This is a genomic window from Virgibacillus sp. LDC-1 (assembly GCF_030137545.1).
Classification (GTDB): Bacteria; Bacillota; Bacilli; order Bacillales; family Amphibacillaceae; genus LDC-1.
This window is the reverse complement of sequence record NZ_JARUVL010000024.1, coordinates 1-16469: the sequence shown is the minus strand read 5'-3', so window position 1 is coordinate 16469 and position 16469 is coordinate 1. Positions and strand designations below refer to the sequence as shown.

At 38.1% G+C, this 16469-nt stretch carries 16 protein-coding genes; 9 read left to right on the top strand and 7 right to left on the bottom strand.

Going from position 1 to position 16469, the window contains the following annotated elements; translation table 11 throughout:
* Nucleotides 1-170 precede the first annotated feature (170 nt).
* Genes QBK89_RS14200 through QBK89_RS14190 form a run of 3 tightly spaced genes read right to left on the bottom strand, consistent with a single transcriptional unit; the run spans nt 171 to nt 5592 of the window.
* Nucleotides 171-1955 (bottom strand): acyl-CoA dehydrogenase family protein, encoded by a 1785-nt coding sequence (locus tag QBK89_RS14200; RefSeq protein WP_284141716.1) that lies wholly within the window; start codon nt 1953-1955, stop codon nt 171-173.
* 44 nt (nt 1956-1999) lie between these two features.
* Nucleotides 2000-3175: an acetyl-CoA C-acetyltransferase gene (locus tag QBK89_RS14195; protein ID WP_284141715.1), complete on the bottom strand. Its 1176-nt coding sequence runs from the start codon at nt 3173-3175 to the stop codon at nt 2000-2002.
* Between the two features lie 17 nt (nt 3176-3192).
* Complete coding sequence (locus tag QBK89_RS14190) at nt 3193-5592, bottom strand: 3-hydroxyacyl-CoA dehydrogenase/enoyl-CoA hydratase family protein (RefSeq protein ID WP_284141714.1); 2400 nt, start codon at nt 5590-5592, stop codon at nt 3193-3195.
* Nucleotides 5593-5842: 250 nt separating this feature from the next.
* On the opposite strand from QBK89_RS14190, the gene QBK89_RS14185 reads away from it, so the two are divergent.
* Together QBK89_RS14185 and QBK89_RS14180 are read left to right on the top strand one after the other, a co-directional pair.
* A complete protein-coding gene (locus QBK89_RS14185) occupies nt 5843-6073 on the top strand; it encodes a hypothetical protein (RefSeq protein WP_284141713.1) in 231 nt (76 codons plus the stop codon).
* A gap of 37 nt (nt 6074-6110) precedes the next feature.
* Nucleotides 6111-6437 (top strand): spore coat protein, encoded by a 327-nt coding sequence (locus QBK89_RS14180; RefSeq protein WP_284141731.1) that lies wholly within the window; start codon nt 6111-6113, stop codon nt 6435-6437.
* Between the two features lie 201 nt (nt 6438-6638).
* Here QBK89_RS14180 and copZ read toward each other — a convergent pair whose 3' ends face one another.
* Genes copZ through QBK89_RS14165 form a run of 3 tightly spaced genes read right to left on the bottom strand, consistent with a single transcriptional unit; the run spans nt 6639 to nt 9567 of the window.
* Nucleotides 6639-6845, bottom strand: coding sequence for a copper chaperone CopZ (gene copZ, locus QBK89_RS14175; RefSeq protein ID WP_284141730.1), 207 nt, complete (start codon nt 6843-6845; stop codon nt 6639-6641).
* 19 nt (nt 6846-6864) lie between these two features.
* Nucleotides 6865-9252, bottom strand: a complete 2388-nt coding sequence (locus QBK89_RS14170) for a heavy metal translocating P-type ATPase (RefSeq protein ID WP_284141712.1) — start codon at nt 9250-9252, stop codon at nt 6865-6867.
* A 15-nt stretch (nt 9253-9267) separates the two neighbouring features.
* Complete coding sequence (locus QBK89_RS14165) at nt 9268-9567, bottom strand: metal-sensing transcriptional repressor (protein WP_284141711.1); 300 nt, start codon at nt 9565-9567, stop codon at nt 9268-9270.
* Nucleotides 9568-9779: 212 nt separating this feature from the next.
* On the opposite strand from QBK89_RS14165, the gene QBK89_RS14160 reads away from it, so the two are divergent.
* The 6 genes from QBK89_RS14160 to QBK89_RS14135 are packed head-to-tail and all read left to right on the top strand — an operon-like array spanning nt 9780 to nt 13484.
* Complete coding sequence (locus tag QBK89_RS14160) at nt 9780-10721, top strand: metal ABC transporter solute-binding protein, Zn/Mn family (protein ID WP_284141710.1); 942 nt, start codon at nt 9780-9782, stop codon at nt 10719-10721.
* A gap of 14 nt (nt 10722-10735) precedes the next feature.
* Nucleotides 10736-11494 carry a metal ABC transporter ATP-binding protein gene (locus tag QBK89_RS14155; protein ID WP_284141709.1) on the top strand — a complete coding sequence of 253 codons (759 nt, stop codon included), beginning with the start codon at nt 10736-10738 and terminating at the stop codon, nt 11492-11494.
* 14 nt (nt 11495-11508) lie between these two features.
* A complete protein-coding gene (locus QBK89_RS14150; RefSeq protein WP_284141708.1) occupies nt 11509-12354 on the top strand; it encodes a metal ABC transporter permease in 846 nt (281 codons plus the stop codon).
* Between the two features lie 4 nt (nt 12355-12358).
* The gene (locus QBK89_RS14145) at nt 12359-12772 is read left to right on the top strand and encodes a Fur family transcriptional regulator (RefSeq protein WP_284141707.1); all 414 of its coding nucleotides are present in this window, start codon (nt 12359-12361) and stop codon (nt 12770-12772) included.
* On the top strand, nt 12757-13149 hold the full coding sequence (locus QBK89_RS14140; RefSeq protein ID WP_284141706.1) for a fluoride efflux transporter FluC: 393 nt from the start codon (nt 12757-12759) through the stop codon (nt 13147-13149). The genes QBK89_RS14145 and QBK89_RS14140 overlap by 16 nt, the downstream gene beginning before the upstream one ends.
* Nucleotides 13146-13484, top strand: a complete 339-nt coding sequence (locus QBK89_RS14135) for a fluoride efflux transporter FluC (RefSeq protein WP_284141705.1) — start codon at nt 13146-13148, stop codon at nt 13482-13484. Before QBK89_RS14140 ends, QBK89_RS14135 begins: the two co-directional genes overlap by 4 nt.
* Before the next feature lie 406 nt (nt 13485-13890).
* Here QBK89_RS14135 and QBK89_RS14130 read toward each other — a convergent pair whose 3' ends face one another.
* The gene (locus tag QBK89_RS14130; RefSeq protein ID WP_284141704.1) at nt 13891-14979 is read right to left on the bottom strand and encodes an NAD(P)-dependent alcohol dehydrogenase; all 1089 of its coding nucleotides are present in this window, start codon (nt 14977-14979) and stop codon (nt 13891-13893) included.
* 137 nt (nt 14980-15116) lie between these two features.
* Between QBK89_RS14130 and QBK89_RS14125 the strand changes: the two genes are divergently transcribed.
* Complete coding sequence (locus tag QBK89_RS14125) at nt 15117-16025, top strand: LysR family transcriptional regulator (RefSeq protein ID WP_284141703.1); 909 nt, start codon at nt 15117-15119, stop codon at nt 16023-16025.
* Nucleotides 16026-16469: the final 444 nt, after the last annotated feature.

Sequence of the window (16469 nt, the reverse complement as noted above, 5' to 3'; positions counted from 1 at the left end):
TCATATTATAGCAAATAATAAAAGCAGTGACGAAAAATATACTTAGCTGCCGTTTAATACAGAAAGAGCAGAGCTACGTAACCCAAATAAAACCCATCCATAATTATCATTTCCTAGTCAGTTAAAAAGCTATTGCTAACCAATTGATTAGCAATAGCTTCTTTCTCATCTTATACAATATATTTTTCTTCGGAAATAATCGCTTTCGCAATTTCACGTTTTTTCGCAATCACATTGATTGGGGTATGACGTGTTAGCTTGCGTAAAGAAGAAAGCATCATTCGTAAATTATCTCCCGCTTCCACAGCAATTAGAATTTCTTTTGCAGCTGCCTCAATTCGATTAAATGCTTCCTGCACATAAACCTCTGTATAAAGCAGCTTTTGATTATTCTTCTCCAAACCAGACGCGCTTATCGCTTTTTCCGTCCGTAAGACAGCTGACTCCATGTTGTACACTTCCGCTGCCATATCCGCAAGATTTGCAAGGATTTCCTGCTCCTGCTCAAGCTTTTGCATATACTTTTGTGCGGCAAGTCCTGCCCCTAACAGCACAATCTTTTTCGCATGACGTAATAAATATTTTTCTTGCTCTAATGGCTCTGTTCCAACTTCCTCTGGCATCATCATCATAAGCTCTTCTTGTAAGCCCTGTGCTTTTTGAAGCAATGGAAGCTCACCTTTCATTGCCTTTTTCAATAATGTTCCTGGTACAAGAAGACGATTAATCTCGTTTGTTCCTTCAAAAATACGGTTAATGCGGGAATCACGATACATACGCTCCACTTCATATTCCTGCATAAATCCATAGCCCCCATGAAGCTGCACTGCTTCATCTGCTACAAAGTCGAGGCATTCTGTTGCCATATATTTATTCATTGAGCACTCGATTTGATATTCTGCAATCGCCTTCGCAATTTCTCTTCCATCCTTCAATTGTTCATCGGTTAAAGCGCCCATCCGTTGTTCAAATAGACCTACGGTACGATAAACCGCACTTTCATTGGCATAAATGCTAGCAGCCATTGTTGCAAGCTTTTCTTGCGTTAGTCGAAAGCTAGAAATTGCTGTTCCGAATTGTTTTCTTTCATTCACATATTTAACAGCTAACTCTAATCCTCGTTTCGCGCCGCCAACTCCGCCAATTGCAAGCTTATAGCGTCCTACATTTAAAATGTTAAAGGCAATTTTGTGGCCTTTCCCTTTTTCACCGAGTAAATTCTCTACTGGTACTTCTGCATCTTCTAATACTAACGTTCTTGTAGACGAGCTCTTGATCCCCATTTTCTTTTCTTCTGGCCCAGTCGAAACACCAGGGAAATCACGCTCAACAATAAATGCTGAAAAATGCTCACCATCAATTTTTGCATAAACAATAAACACATCAGCAAACGCAGAGTTTGTAATCCACTGCTTTTCTCCATTTAAAAGATAATGTGTACCTGCATCATTAAGCTTTGCCGTTGCTTTTGCTCCTAATGCATCTGATCCGGAGCCTGGCTCTGTTAAAGCATAAGCTGCAATTAATTCACCAGTGGCAAGCTTCGGCAAATATTTTTTCTTTTGTGCTTCATCGCCGAAAAAGACAATCGGTAATGAACCAATTCCAACATGAGCTCCATGGGTAATTGAAAATCCACCAGCACGTGCGAACTTTTCAGTTATAAGGGATGAACTAATTTTATCTAATCCCAGACCATCATATTCTTCTGGCACATCTGCACCTAACAAGCCTAACTCTCCAGCTTTTTTGAGCAGGTCTACGGAATGCTCAAATTCATGATTTTCAAGCTTATCGACAAGTGGGAGCACTTCTCCGACAACGAAATCCTCTGTTGTTTTAGCAATCATCTTATGTTCATCTGTAAAATCCTCTGGTGTAATAACATCATCACCTGATAAATCCTCTACTAAAAACGCGCCACCTTTAAAAAGCTTTTCCTTTGTTTCACTCATTATAATCTTCCTCTCCTCATGAAATAAGTTGAAATAGCATGCAATTAAAGTAGCTCAAACACCCCTGCTGCACCCATTCCGCCACCAATACACATTGTGACAACTCCAAATTGAACATTTCGACGCTTCATCTCGTGCATTAATGATAATGTAAGCTTTGTTCCTGTCATTCCAAGCGGATGCCCAAGTGCAATCGCGCCCCCATTTACATTCACTATTTCTGGTTTTAGATCTAATGCTTGGATCACTCGAACTGACTGCGATGCAAATGCTTCATTTAATTCAAATAAACCGATGTCCTCTATTTGCAATCCAGCAAGCTTCACTGCCTTCGGTATCGCCTTTACAGGACCGACTCCCATAATTTCAGGTTCAACACCAGCAACAGCAAAGGAACGAAACTTAACAAATGGCTGATATCCTTCTGCTTTCGCTTTTTCATGGTCCATTACTAAAACAGATGCTGCCCCATCACTCATTTGTGAGGAGTTCCCTGCTGTAACAGAACCTTGCAAATGAAAAGCAGGTCGTAGCTTACCTAGCACTTCTATCGTCGTATCTGGACGTACACCTTCGTCCATTTCGAATAGCTTTTTTCTCGTTTCGATTTTATTATTTTTTCCAACAACCTGTTCTGTGACCTCAACCGGAACAATCTCTTCGTTAAATTTCCCTTCTTGGATCGCTAATGCTGCTCGTTTATGACTTTCAACTGCAAAGGCATCCTGTGCCTCCCTTGAAATTTGAAACCGATTCGCTACTTCTTCTGCTGTATAGCCCATCCCCATGTAATATCCTGGTGCATCCTCAACAAGCGTCGGGTTCGGCTTTATGACATGCCCACCCATTGGGATAAGACTCATAGATTCTGCCCCGCCAGCAATAATTGTATCGCTATGGCCAATCATAATGCGTTCAGCAGCATTAGCAATACTTTGTAATCCGGAAGAACAATAACGATTAATCGTTATTCCAGGAATGTCATGGCTTAACCCTGCAAGCCCTGCAATATTCCGTGCCATATTCATTCCTTGCTCAGCTTCTGGCATCGCACAGCCAATAATGACGTCATCAATATTTCCGTTATAATCACCTGCACGCTTTAATGTTTCTTTTATCGTTAATGCTGCTAGATCATCTGGTCTCGTATTGGCTAATGCCCCTTTATTCGCCTTCCCAACAGGGGTTCTTGCACCTGTAACGATTACTGCATCCTTCACCTTTATTCCCCCTTTACTTAATTACGTAATGGTTTTCCCTTTAATAGCATGTGTTGCATACGTTGCTGTGTTTTTGGTTCTCCTATTAAACTAAGAAATGCTTCTCGTTCTAAGTCAAGCATTACTTGTTCGTCAATTAAAGTACCTGCTTTAATACGGCCTCCTGATAATACATAAGCAAGTTTCTCGGCTATTTTGACATCATGATCAGAAGCAAACCCACCAAATTGTAACGTTTTCGCACCAAGCAGCATGGCTGCATAACCAGCATCTCCAACAACAGGGATTTTTTCACGCATTGGCGCCTTGTAACTACTATTGGCTAATGCCAATACTTTTTGCTTTGCATCAAAAAGTAAGTGGTCAGGGTTTACACTAATTCCGTCCTCCTGACTTAGAAAGCCATTTTCACGCGCTTCCGCAGCAGATGTAGACACCTTAGCCATTGCTACCTTTTCAAAGACATTGTTCGCTACTTTTGAAAGATCAAAATCTACATCCTTTGGCATGTTCCGGAGCATTTTTAAGTAAAGCTCTTTTGTTCCGCCACCACCTGGGATTAATCCAACTCCAAATTCAACGAGCCCAATATAGGTTTCGGCAGATGCTTGAATTCGTGCGGCAGGTAACGAAACTTCTGCACCACCACCTAGCGTCATATTAAATGGTGCTGCAACAACTGGCTTATTGGCATACTTAATATTTGTCGCCATGTTCTGGAATTGCTTTACTACCATGTCTAATTCAAAAAAGTTATCATCCTGCGCTTCCATAAGCATCATTGCTAAGTTAGCGCCAACACAGAAGTTCTTCCCTTGGTTACCAATGACGAGCCCTTCATAATTTCGTTCTACTTCTTCAAGGGCAAAGTTAACCATTTGTATAATGTCCATTCCGATCGCATTACTTTGCGAATGGAATTCAAGCAATGCAACACCATCTCCAACATCAATTAAACTTGCTCCCGTATTCTTTTTAATGACCCCATGTGTGTCTTTTATTTGTTTTAAATGAATTTCTTTTTTATTTTTTTCTTGCTCAACATAGCTGCCGTTATCGAAATAATGGACATTGCCATTTTCTGCTTTATAAAATGCTTCATTGCCTTGGGCGAGAAACTTCTCTATCCATTCTGGGATAACAGCTCCTTCTTTTTGCATCCGCTCTACTGACTCACGCACACCAATTGCATCCCATGATTCAAATGGACCCATTTCCCAGCCAAAGCCCCATTTCATTGCTTGATCGATTGCTACAATATCATCTGCAATCGTTCCAACAAGCTCAGCAGAATAAAGTAATACGGGCTTTAAAATGGACCAAACAAGGTCACCTGCACGATCTCCTTCTGCATTTATAAGCGCTTTCATTTTTCGACGGGTTCCTTTTTGCTGCTTTGCCATTTCTGTCGCAGCTGTATGGAGCTTTTCTCTCGCTTCATATTCCATTGTTTCTGGATTAAGCTCAAGGATCACACTACCTTCTGCTTTTTTTTGTTTTAAGAAAAAGCCTTTTCCAGTTTTTGCTCCAAGCCAGCCTTTGTCTTGCATCTCCTTCATAAATGTCGGAATCTCAAAAACCGTTTTTTCTTCTCCGTCTACTTGCTCATGTACATTATTAGCAACATGGATAAATGTATCTAAGCCGACTACATCTAACGTTCGAAATGTTGCACTTTTCGGTCTTCCTATTAAAGGTCCAGTTACAGAATCTACTTCCCCAATGCGATAGTTTCCTTTCATCATTTCACGAACTGTAACAAGTAACCCATAAGTCCCGATTCGATTCGCAATAAAGTTCGGGGTATCCTTTGCTTCAACGACACCTTTTCCTAGCTGATCTTCGCCAAAACGCTTCATAAATTCGAGCACTTCTGGTGCTGTGTCTTTTGTTGGAATTACCTCTAATAATTTTAAATACCGTGGTGGATTAAAAAAGTGTGTACCTAAAAAGTGCTTACGAAAATCCTCTGAACAATCTGCTGCCATCGCCTCTACCGAAATCCCAGACGTGTTAGAGCTGACAATGGTTCCTTCACTACGATACTTATCTACATTTGCGAATACCTTTTTCTTTACTTCCAGGTTTTCCACAACAACTTCAATAATCCAATCTACTTCCGCTAGTTTCTCGAAATCATCTTCCATATTGCCTACTTCAATTAAATCTAAGGTTTTTTTAGATGTTATTGGTGACGGTTTTTGCTTTACTAATGCTTGCTTGCTTTGTTCAGCAATTCGATTGCGTACCACTTTATCTTCGAATGTTAACCCCTTTGCTTGTTCCTTCTCCGTTAACGCACGAGGTACAATATCAAGCATCAAAGTTGGTATGCCAATATTTGCTAAATGAGCTGCAATTCCAGACCCCATTACACCAGAGCCTAATACAGCGGCACGCTTGATTGATTGCTTCATGATTTCTCCCCCTATCTCATTTTGAATGAATACTCATTCATTTTTAAGCTAAAAATAAAAGATAGCTTCTCCTATCCACTATATTCTATAATAAATTATTTTCTGATATTTCGCAATAACAATTCATAAAAAAAGATGCTTTTAATCTATTTTCAAATTGGAACATCATGAGATATGTGCAAGCGTGAAAGAACAGATGCATAAATACAACGCAGCATCACACACTATAAAAAAATGGAGGTGTTAGAAAATGCAACCATACGGATCGACACAGCAACCACCACAAATAATTAGTACAAAAGATCTCTCGTACATCAGTGATATGCTTTCATGGAATTTAGACGCTTTTAAAAAAGCAAATTTTTATGCCACGCAATGTCAAAACCCAGAAGTGAAGGAAGCTATTGAACAAGCAGGCAAATTGCACCAACAGCATTATGAAAGACTCTTAGTGCATTTAAATCAGCAGCAAATCAATTAACATAACCTAAACAAGTAGGAGGAAGCCTATGCAACAAATGGATCCACAACAACAAAAAATCCAAAATCCAGAAACGCCAATTGCGAAAACCTCACAAATGAATGAACGTGACATGATTAATGATATGCTTGCCACAGAAAAATATATGACAAGCTCCTATAATATCGCTTTGTACGAAGCAAGTAATCAAGCTTACTATCAACTTTTGCAGCAAATATTGACCGAAACCCAAGATTGTCAGCGAAACCTTTTTAATCAAATGTTTCAGCAGGGCTGGTATAGTTTAGAAAAAGCAGATCAACAAAAGGTGATGCAAACACATCAGCAATTTTCAGGGTATACGACGCAATTTCCATATCAATAAATAAAGATACGTCGCTACAGCATCTACCTCAACAACAAAAGTCGGTACCTGACATTGTACAATTGTGCAGGAACCGACTTTTTATCTCATCTTACGCTTTTGTAAAATGAATCTTCAAAAGTGGATTTCTTTTTCCACTTACACGCGTTGGCCTTGCCTCATCAGCTATAGATAATGTTACCACCGCGAACATAGAATACATTAAACAATTACATCATAGCCTTGATCTTCAATCGCTTCTTTCATTTTTTCGATCGTAATATGTGCGTCATCATAAACGACATCCACTTTACCTGTATCTAAATGCACTTCCACTCCAGTTACACCTTCTAATTGTTCAAGTGCGTTGTGCACCGCCTTTTCACAATGTCCACAAGTCATTCCTTTTACAATTAATGTTGTTTGCATCATTCATTCTCCTTTTTATTTACTTTATTTTTACTCGCTTTAAACGAAGCGAGTTAGACACAACACTTACAGAACTAAAAGCCATTGCTGCCCCGGCAATCCAAGGAGCGAGTAATCCTACCGCTGCAATCGGTATTCCCGCAGTATTGTAGGCAAATGCCCAAAATAAGTTTTGGCGGATATTACGAATCGTCGCATGACTTAGCTTGATTGCTTTCGGAATTAATAATAATTCCCCGCCAAGGATTGTTACATCAGCTGCTTCTATGGCAACCTCTGTTCCAGTACCGATGGCAATTCCAATATCAGCAGTTGCCAATGCTGGCGCATCATTAATACCGTCTCCTACCATCGCAACCTTTTTCCCAGCTTGCTGTACTTCCTTTACTTTTGCAGCTTTTTCTTCTGGTAATACTTGCGCAATAACATGATCAATGCCAACCTGCTTTGCAATTGCATTTGCAGTTCGTTCATTGTCCCCTGTTAACATGATAACGTCCAAGCCTTGTTGTTTCAAATCATTAATCGCAGTTTTAGCAGATTCCTTTATTGTATCCGCAACAGCAATCATACCACAATATTTTTTATCAACAGCAATGAGCATTACTGTTTTCCCATCCAATTCTAACTGCTGGAGCTCCGTTTCACCAGCATCAACAAGGATACCTTGATCTTGCATAAGCTTTCTTGTGCCAACAAGTACATCTTTTTCATTTACTGTTGCATGAATCCCATGTCCAGGAATTGCACGAAACATATCAGCTTCCATTAAAGAAACTTCTTGTTGCTTCCCATAATTAACGATTGCCTCTGATAACGGATGCTCCGAAGCTTTCTCCGCGCTTACAATGAGCTGTAATGTAGAAGCATCCCCAATATAATCGGTTACTTCTGGTTTTCCTTTTGTAATAGTCCCTGTTTTATCAAAAATAATCGCATCAAGCTGATGTGTTCTTTCGAGATGCTCTCCACCCTTGAATAAGATGCCACTCTCGGCTGCCTTTCCAGTACCTACCATGATTGAAGTAGGTGTTGCAAGGCCGAGTGCACATGGACAGGCAATAACTAGAACAGCAATAGCAGCTGTTAATGCATGCTCAAAATCTCCTGGTGCAGCAACTGTTATCCAAATAATAAACGTTAAAATAGCAATCCCAACAACGATAGGTACAAAATATCCTGAGATAATGTCTGCTAAACGTTGAATCGGTGCCTTGGATCCTTGAGCATCCTCTACCGCTTTTACAATGGAAGCAAGCGCTGTATCCTTTCCAACCTTTGTTGCTTCCATTTCAATCAGACCATTTTTGTTGATCGTCGCACCAATAACAACAGCCCCTGTTTCCTTATCAACTGGGATAGACTCCCCAGTAATCATCGATTCATCGACTGCTGTTTGTCCTTTAAGAACGATACCATCAACAGGAATCTTTTCCCCTGGCTTCACGATGATACGCTCTCCGACAACAACCTCTTCTACCGGTAGAAGCATTTCTTCATCATTACGAATGACACGCGCTTTTTTAGCTTGTAAATTAAGAAGTTTTGATATTGCTTGCGTCGTTCTTCCTTTTGCATTTGCTTCTAAATATTTTCCAAATAAAATCAAGGTAATTAAAATGGCACTTGTTTCAAAATACAAATGCGGCATATACGTCGGGTTTCCTAATGTCTTTATTGCTTCATACAAGCTATAAAAGAAAGCTGCACTTGTACCTAAAGCAACTAATACGTCCATGTTGGCACTTTTATTTCGAAGATTAAGATAAGCTCCTCGATAAAATTGCCAACCAATAATAAATTGCACGGGGGCAGCTAACGCAAATTGAAACCATGGATTCATAAATAAAGCTGGTAGTGCAAGTCCAAAAAGATGATCCAGCATCGTTACGAGTAAAGGAATGGAAAGCAATGCAGAAATGATCAGCTTTCTTTTCATTTGTTTTAATTCCTGTTCTTTGCGTGATTTCCTATCGCTGCTAGCTACTTTTCTCTTCGCATCATAACCAAGCTTTTGAATTTTTCCGATCAATGCATCTTCGTCAATCAAACTTGGATTATAATCAATCGAGGCGGTTTCTCCCGCTAAGTTTACCGTAGCCAGCTTAACACCCTGTTGTTTGTTTAAGACTTTTTCAATTCGAGCAGAGCAGGCTGCACAAGTCATTCCATATACATCAAATTCAATCTTATCTGTTTCAACACCATAACCGAGCTTTTCAATTTTTTCCGTTATTGACTGTATATCTGTTCCCGCTGGATCATAGTCAATAGTCGCTTTTTCGGTCGTTAAATTAACCTTGGCATCTACTCCATCCATTTTATTGAGCACCTTTTCAATACGCGATGAGCAGGCTGCACAGGTCATCCCGGTTACACCAATTGTTACATGTTTTTCTTTTGGCAAAACGAATCCCTCCTTCTACTTTGAGAATTGCTTTACAACTTCCATCAGCTCATCAATCGCTGCTTCTCCTTCTCCTGATTTAATCGCGCTAGAAACACAGTGCTTTGTATGGCGTTCAAGCAACGAATAGCCTACCTTGTTTAAGGCAGCGTTAATGGCACTTATTTGTACTAAAATATCTACACAATAACGATCTTCTTCAATCATTTTCTGGACCCCACGAACTTGCCCTTCTACACGCTTTAATCGATTTACAATCGCTTGCTTTTCTTTATCTGTACGGGGGGTAACCGGTTTTTTTTCGATATGCTCCATTTAAACAGCATCCCTTTCGTGTTCTTTTTTATACTATACCCCCCTATTGTATTTTAGTCAATAGTTTTGCTTCAAAAATAATATGATTCTTCATAATCGGAATCATTCCTATTTACAAATCGGAATCATTACGCTATTATAGAAAACGAGTTTTATTGCATTACATTCATTAAATAAGTTAAACCTATGAAAAAGAAAGGAACTCTCAAAATATGAAATTCAGCTATGGTCTATTCAGTATTTTATTCATTTTACTCGTTATTACTGGTTGCTCAGCTAATGATAAGTCAGCGAATCAAGACGATGAGCTAACCATTTATACATCCATTTATCCTATCCAATATATTGTCGAGCGGTTAGGCGAAGAAACAGTCAACGTGCAGTCGGTATACCCACCAGGGGTAGATGCCCATACATATGAGCCTACTTCAAAAGATATTGCAGCTATCGCAAAAGGAGATGCATTTATCTATCTTGGCGCAGGGTTGGAAGGCTTTGCAGAAACTGCAGCAGATGCACTGGCACAGGAAAATGTAACGTCTATCGAGCTTGGCGCGCATGAAGAATTGTTCCATACGACGATGGATAAAGAGGAAGAACATACGGAAGAAGATCACGGACACGATCACGGAGACCATGATCCACACATATGGCTTGATCCGATTCGCATGAAAGAAATGTCTGCCATTGTTGCAGATGCCTTAATTACTTTAAATCCACAGGAAGAAGAAATGTATGCAACTAATTTGCAGGCATTAAACAAGGATTTAGAAGTATTAGATGAGCAATATTCCAAGGTATTAACAAATAAACAGCAAAAGAAATTACTCGTCGCTCACAAAGCCTTTGGATATTGGGAAGAACGGTATGGTATTGAACAAATCGCAATTAGTGGTATATCCTCTAGCGAGGAGCCTTCACAAAAAGATTTAGTCCGTATCGTCGAACAAGCAGAAAAATATCAGCTTGATTATATAATCTTTGAGCAAAATACGTCGAACCGCGTATCCGAAATTATTCAAACACAAATTGGTGCAAAAGCATTAACAATTCATAACCTCGCCGTATTAACAGAGTTAGATATTGAACAAAATGCGGATTATTTTTCTTTAATGGAAAAAAACTTAAAAACATTGGATGAAGCATTACAATAGAGAGGATTTTTAATATGGGAGCACCATTAATCACCTTAAAAGACGTTTCCTTTTCTTATGATGACAAGGAAATTTTAAGCAAGGTCAATTTTCAAATTAACAAAGGATCTTTTTTAGGTTTAATTGGACCAAATGGTGGCGGGAAGACAACATTAACGAAATTAATTCTTGGCCTGATCAAACCAGATCATGGCGAGATTTTCTTATTCGGAATGCCCATCTCTAACTTCAAGGATTGGAATCGCATTGGTTTTGTTTCGCAAAAAGCGAATTCCTTCAATAAAGGTTTTCCAGCAACTGTCTTTGAAGTTGTTGCTATGGGATTAACTGCAAAAATTGGTTATTTAAAATTTTTCAAGCGGTCGCATAAGCAGCAAGTACTTCACGCGATTGAACAAGTTGGAATGCAGGATTATGCCTATGAAAATATCGGGAATTTATCTGGTGGTCAGCAGCAGCGTGTCTTTATCGCACGTTCACTTGTTAGCGAGCCTGAGCTGTTGATCCTCGATGAACCAACGGTAGGCGTTGATTATGAAAATGTACAGCGTTTTTATGAGCTACTTCACGAGTTAAATAAAGCACACGGGATTACATTATTGCTCGTCACACATGACACTGGCACTATGACTGAATATGCGACAGATATTGCCTGCTTAAATAAGACATTGCATTTTCATGGAAATCCGAATGAATATGCTGCTTTAAAGGAAACAGACCTGTCTAGAATCTATGGTCATCAAGTAAGCATTGTCACACACGACCATGAGTAATTGGGGGAACAATTATGCTAGCTGATTTTATTCAATATGATTTTTTAAGAAATACATTCTTCACCGGATTATTAATCGGAATTATTGCACCACTGCTTGGTACATTTATTGTTGTTCGCAGGCTATCATTAATTGCCGATGCACTATCCCATGTTACCTTGGCGGGAATTGCGTTCGGGTTGTTTTTAGAAAAGAAATTTGCCATCACATTTATTACGCCATTGTATAGTGGAATGGCGTTCTCTGTTATTGGCTCTGTTTTTATCGAAAAGCTTCGCGCTGTTTACAAGGCATATCAGGAGATTGCTATCCCCATTATTCTGTCTGGTGGCGTTGGCTTAAGTGTCATTTTTATATCGTTAGCAAATGGATTTAATACGGATTTATTCAATTATCTATTCGGTTCTGTTTCTGCGGTGAGTCAAAAAGACTTCTTATCTATTTTAGGTATTTCGATCGTTATCATTCTTATTATTTGGCTGTTTTATAAAGAGCTTGTTACACTTTCATTTGATGAAGAGCATGCAACCGTTTCTGGAATACATGCAAAGCACATTCATTTATTGTTTATTGTGTTAACCGCACTTGTCATAGCTGCTTCCATCCGTATTGTTGGTGTGCTTCTTGTATCTGCATTAATGACGCTTCCTGTTGCTGCAAGCATGCGTCTAGCAAAAGGATTTAAACAAATGCTCGTATTATCCATCATTTTCGGTGAGGCAGCTGTTATAATAGGATTAATTTCTGGGTACTACTTTAGTATTCCTCCAGGGGGAACGATTGTCGTCGTTTCGATCATAATTTTACTTGCTTCTATCTTTCTTAAACGAGTTTCTTTTACTTTAAAAAGGGCGGGGTAAAGAAATGAATATACATGATGCAATGACTTTATTAAAGGAAAAAGGATATAAAACGACTGGGAAACGAAAAGAAATATTAGACTATTTCTCACACGCTGATGGATATCGAACAGCAAAGGACCTCATTCAATTTATGGAAAAATCATACGAAGGCATTAGCTTTGATACGATTTATCGTAATCTACATCTTTTTTGTGATATGGGTATTTTAGAGGCAACGGAATTAAAGGGAGAAAAGCATTTTCGAATCGCGTGCTCTCATCATCATCACCATCATTTTATTTGTAGTGATTGTGGGAAAACGAAAGAAATTAATCTTTGTCCAATGGATGAATTAGAGGGAGCGCTTCCTAATTACATCATCGAGGATCATAAATTTGAAATATATGGAGTCTGTCCAAATTGTCGCAACACATAAAACCGACTTTATTACTAGCTGTTGGGGCTGGAGGAATGATTGGTGCTGCTGGCCGCTATGGTATATCGACCATATTTCAGCCAATTGATGGATTTCCTTTTCCAACGCTCCTTGCTAATTTAGTAGGATGTTTTTTATTAAGCTATTTACTCTATTTCCCTCCATTTAAGCGCTCGGTGTCTTCAATCTGGAGCACTGTCATTACGGTCGGAATATTAGGGGCATTTACAACCTTTTCTACCTTTGCGGTTGAAACGGTCCTGTTAGCCAAAGAAAATATGCTGCTTGCTGTAAGCTATGTATTTATCAGTATTATTGGTGGACTACTCTTATGTTTTGCCGGTTTTTCACTCGCTCAAAGGTGGGGAAGTAAATGAGCTTCATACTCGTAATGATTGGTGGATTTTTTGGCAGTATTTTTCGCTATTACATCTCACTCAAAACAACGAAAAAATGGCTTGGAACATGGATTGCAAATATTAGTGGCTCTTTATTATTAGCTATTCTATTCAAGCTCCATGTAAGTGCACAAATTCCCGAATGGACATGGCCATTACTAGGCATTGGTTTTTGCGGTTCATATACAACCTTTTCTACCTTTGGAAATGAGACATTGCAGTTTTTGCTTGCGAAAAAATATTTCACTGCAAGCGGTTATGTCATGTTATCGTTAGCGTCTTCTTTACTTGTTGTTTATATAACTGTTCATTAAACGTTAGTTGAGTAGATAAACTTCATATAATAGAATAACTGCCTCCTGTCAAACAGAGACAGTATAAAAATATCTGGCACCAATCTTTTCCTTATACTTTGTGTTATTCTTTTCCTCTAAACTATGATGTGTTCCTACAAAGTTGTATTAATAGCTCTTTTCTAATTCTACCATTTTGATAGTGCAGAATTTTTAAAGCTCTTCCTTATAATAAACAGTTTTAGTCATCCTGTAGCTGCCAGTAAATGTCCAAATCAGTTCAATTACAATCAGTGGGGATGAAAGAGCTTCCCCCACTGATTCTAGTTTCATCTTATTATTTTAACTGTCTATTACAAGGGAGCCATATCAAAAATACAAAATTTTATTTTTGTGTTATTAATATGAACCTTTTCTAACAGCGGCATTAATGAATTCGTAAAATCGGTTTTATTGCTTCACCTGATTTTGAAGCTTCAAAGGCTTCATTTATTTGGTCAAAATCATAGAACTTTACTAATTTATCAAAAGGAAATTGACCAACTTTATAATAGTCAATTAATAATGGTATAAAGACATTTGGTACTGCATCCCCTTCAATTACACCTACCATTGTTTTCCCTTCGGCCATTAAATCGTTATGAACATCAATACTCATTTCTGGTGTAACTCCAACGATTGCGGCAATCCCCAACGGACGTAATGCTTGTAAGCATTGGCGAACAACAGCTGGAACACCTGTAGTATCAACTGCATATTTACTTCCACCATTCGTTATAGCTTTAATTTCATTTACTACATCAGCTTTTGTTCCATTTAAAATATGTGTGGCTCCTAATTCTTTTGCCAGACTTAATCGTGATTCATGTACATCAATAGCAATAATTGTTTTGCATCCCACAATTTTTGCAGCCATAATCGCACTTAAACCAACTGCACCTGCACCATAAATGGCAATTGTCGAACCAAATTCTGGCTTAATTTTATTTAAAACAGTCCCTGCACCTGTTTGAATGCCACAGCCTAAGGGACCTAATAATGCTAAATCCACATCTTTATCAACCTTAATAACATTACGTTCATGGGCAACCGCAAATGTACCAAATGAAGATTGTCCAAAAAAGGTTGAAAGTGATTGACCATCTTTTGATAGCCGATGTGTGTAATCGTCATTAACACCGCCAAAATTCAAATCATTGAAAGTTTCACAAACTGTTGGATGACCTGTTAAACAGTTTTCGCAATGACCACAATGCGCAAAAGAGATTACAACATGATCTCCTTTTTCTAAATGTTTGACCCCTTTACCAACTTCTTCTACAACCCCTGATCCTTCATGCCCAAGCACTGCAGGCAGTGGGGCAATTGCCGCATCTCGAGCAACAGCGTCTGTATGACAAACTCCTGTAGCAATAATTTTAACTAACACTTCATTTGCTTTTGGTGCTGCTAATTCTACTTCTTCAATAACAAAGTCTAGTCCTTGTCCATGGGTAACTGCTGCCTTAATTTTCATGTAAAAACACTCCTTTTAATCATTTTCAATAGTAAGGGAAAGGTTACACAGCATAAATATCGTAAACTTTAAATAATCTCGATACAATATATTTAAATGAATATATATATTCATTATGATTCATAAGGGGGATAATTATGCAATTACTACAACTACATTACTTTCTCACTGTTGCAAAGACTCAGCATATGTCTCAAGCAGCACTAGTATTAAATATTTCTCAATCATCCTTAAGTAAAACTATTGCTAGACTAGAAGATGAATTAGGAGTTTCTTTATTCGATAGAAAAGGAAAAAAAATCTTTTTAAATAGTTACGGAATTTTTTTTGCAAAAGAAGCTGAGCGTGCTTTAAGAATTTTAGAGGAGGCACATGAATCATTACAAGAAATGGCAGGAATAGAAGAAGATCGAGTATCTATTAGTGTAATGAGTTCTACTATTTTACCGTCTGTTTTTAAAAGTTTCTATGAACGTAGACCTAATGTCCGAATCTATCAATCCATACTACCTGATGCTGTAGCCAAGGAACGACTAATAAGTGGAGAAATTGAGTTAAGTGTTTCTAACACTCCAATCACTGCTCCAGATATTGAATGGCTACCCATCTTAAAAGAACGTTTAGATTTAATTGTTCCTAAAAATCATCGGCTAGCACAATTTGACGAAATAGATTTATTAGAAGCAAAAAATGAACGATTTATAGGTTATAAATCAGGGGTAGAATCGATGAGTATATATGAACAATGTTGCTTAAACGTTGGATTTAAACCAAACATTGTATTTGAGGGAACTGAAATGTCAATTGTTTTACAGCTTGTAAATGAAGGGCAAGGTATTTCATTTTATCCACAATATTCATTCTTAGGAAATCAATTGACCAATACAAAAATTATTCGGTTGAAAAATAACGATTGTTTTCAAATGGTCGGCTTTGCTTGGATCAAAAGAAGAAAGTATTCATATGTAGCTAAACAATTTCGGCACCATATGATTCAATCATTTACTGATATTAACAATAAAAACCAGCGAACAATCACATCGTAAAATCGGTGTACTCATCAACAAGTTGTGTTAAATAAAATTGCTGTCACTGTAACATCTTCCTTAAATAAGGTCCCAATATTACTTATGTTAATAAAAAATGCTCATCCTTTTGAATAACCATTAAAAATGTCAGCTTATTTATGTAGACTAATGCTCATTTAACTCATCTTCCGGTTTAAAGTGATTCTTTATTCAATAGGAAATCCCAATAATGTTTAGGATGTGATGTGATGTGATTTGATCTAGAATAGCGTTTGCTAATTTTAAAATCTTTAAAGTTCTGATCCACGTTTTTAGAACTCTCAATAGTTGTAAAAATTGGGGTTTGTCAAATAAAGTGTGTAAGTTCTAATTTACTCAAGATACTTTAACACTCTATCTTTTAATTCATCTTGAAGAAGAAGTTGGTTCATAACCATTGCCCAGTTCTGGATATGCCCACTT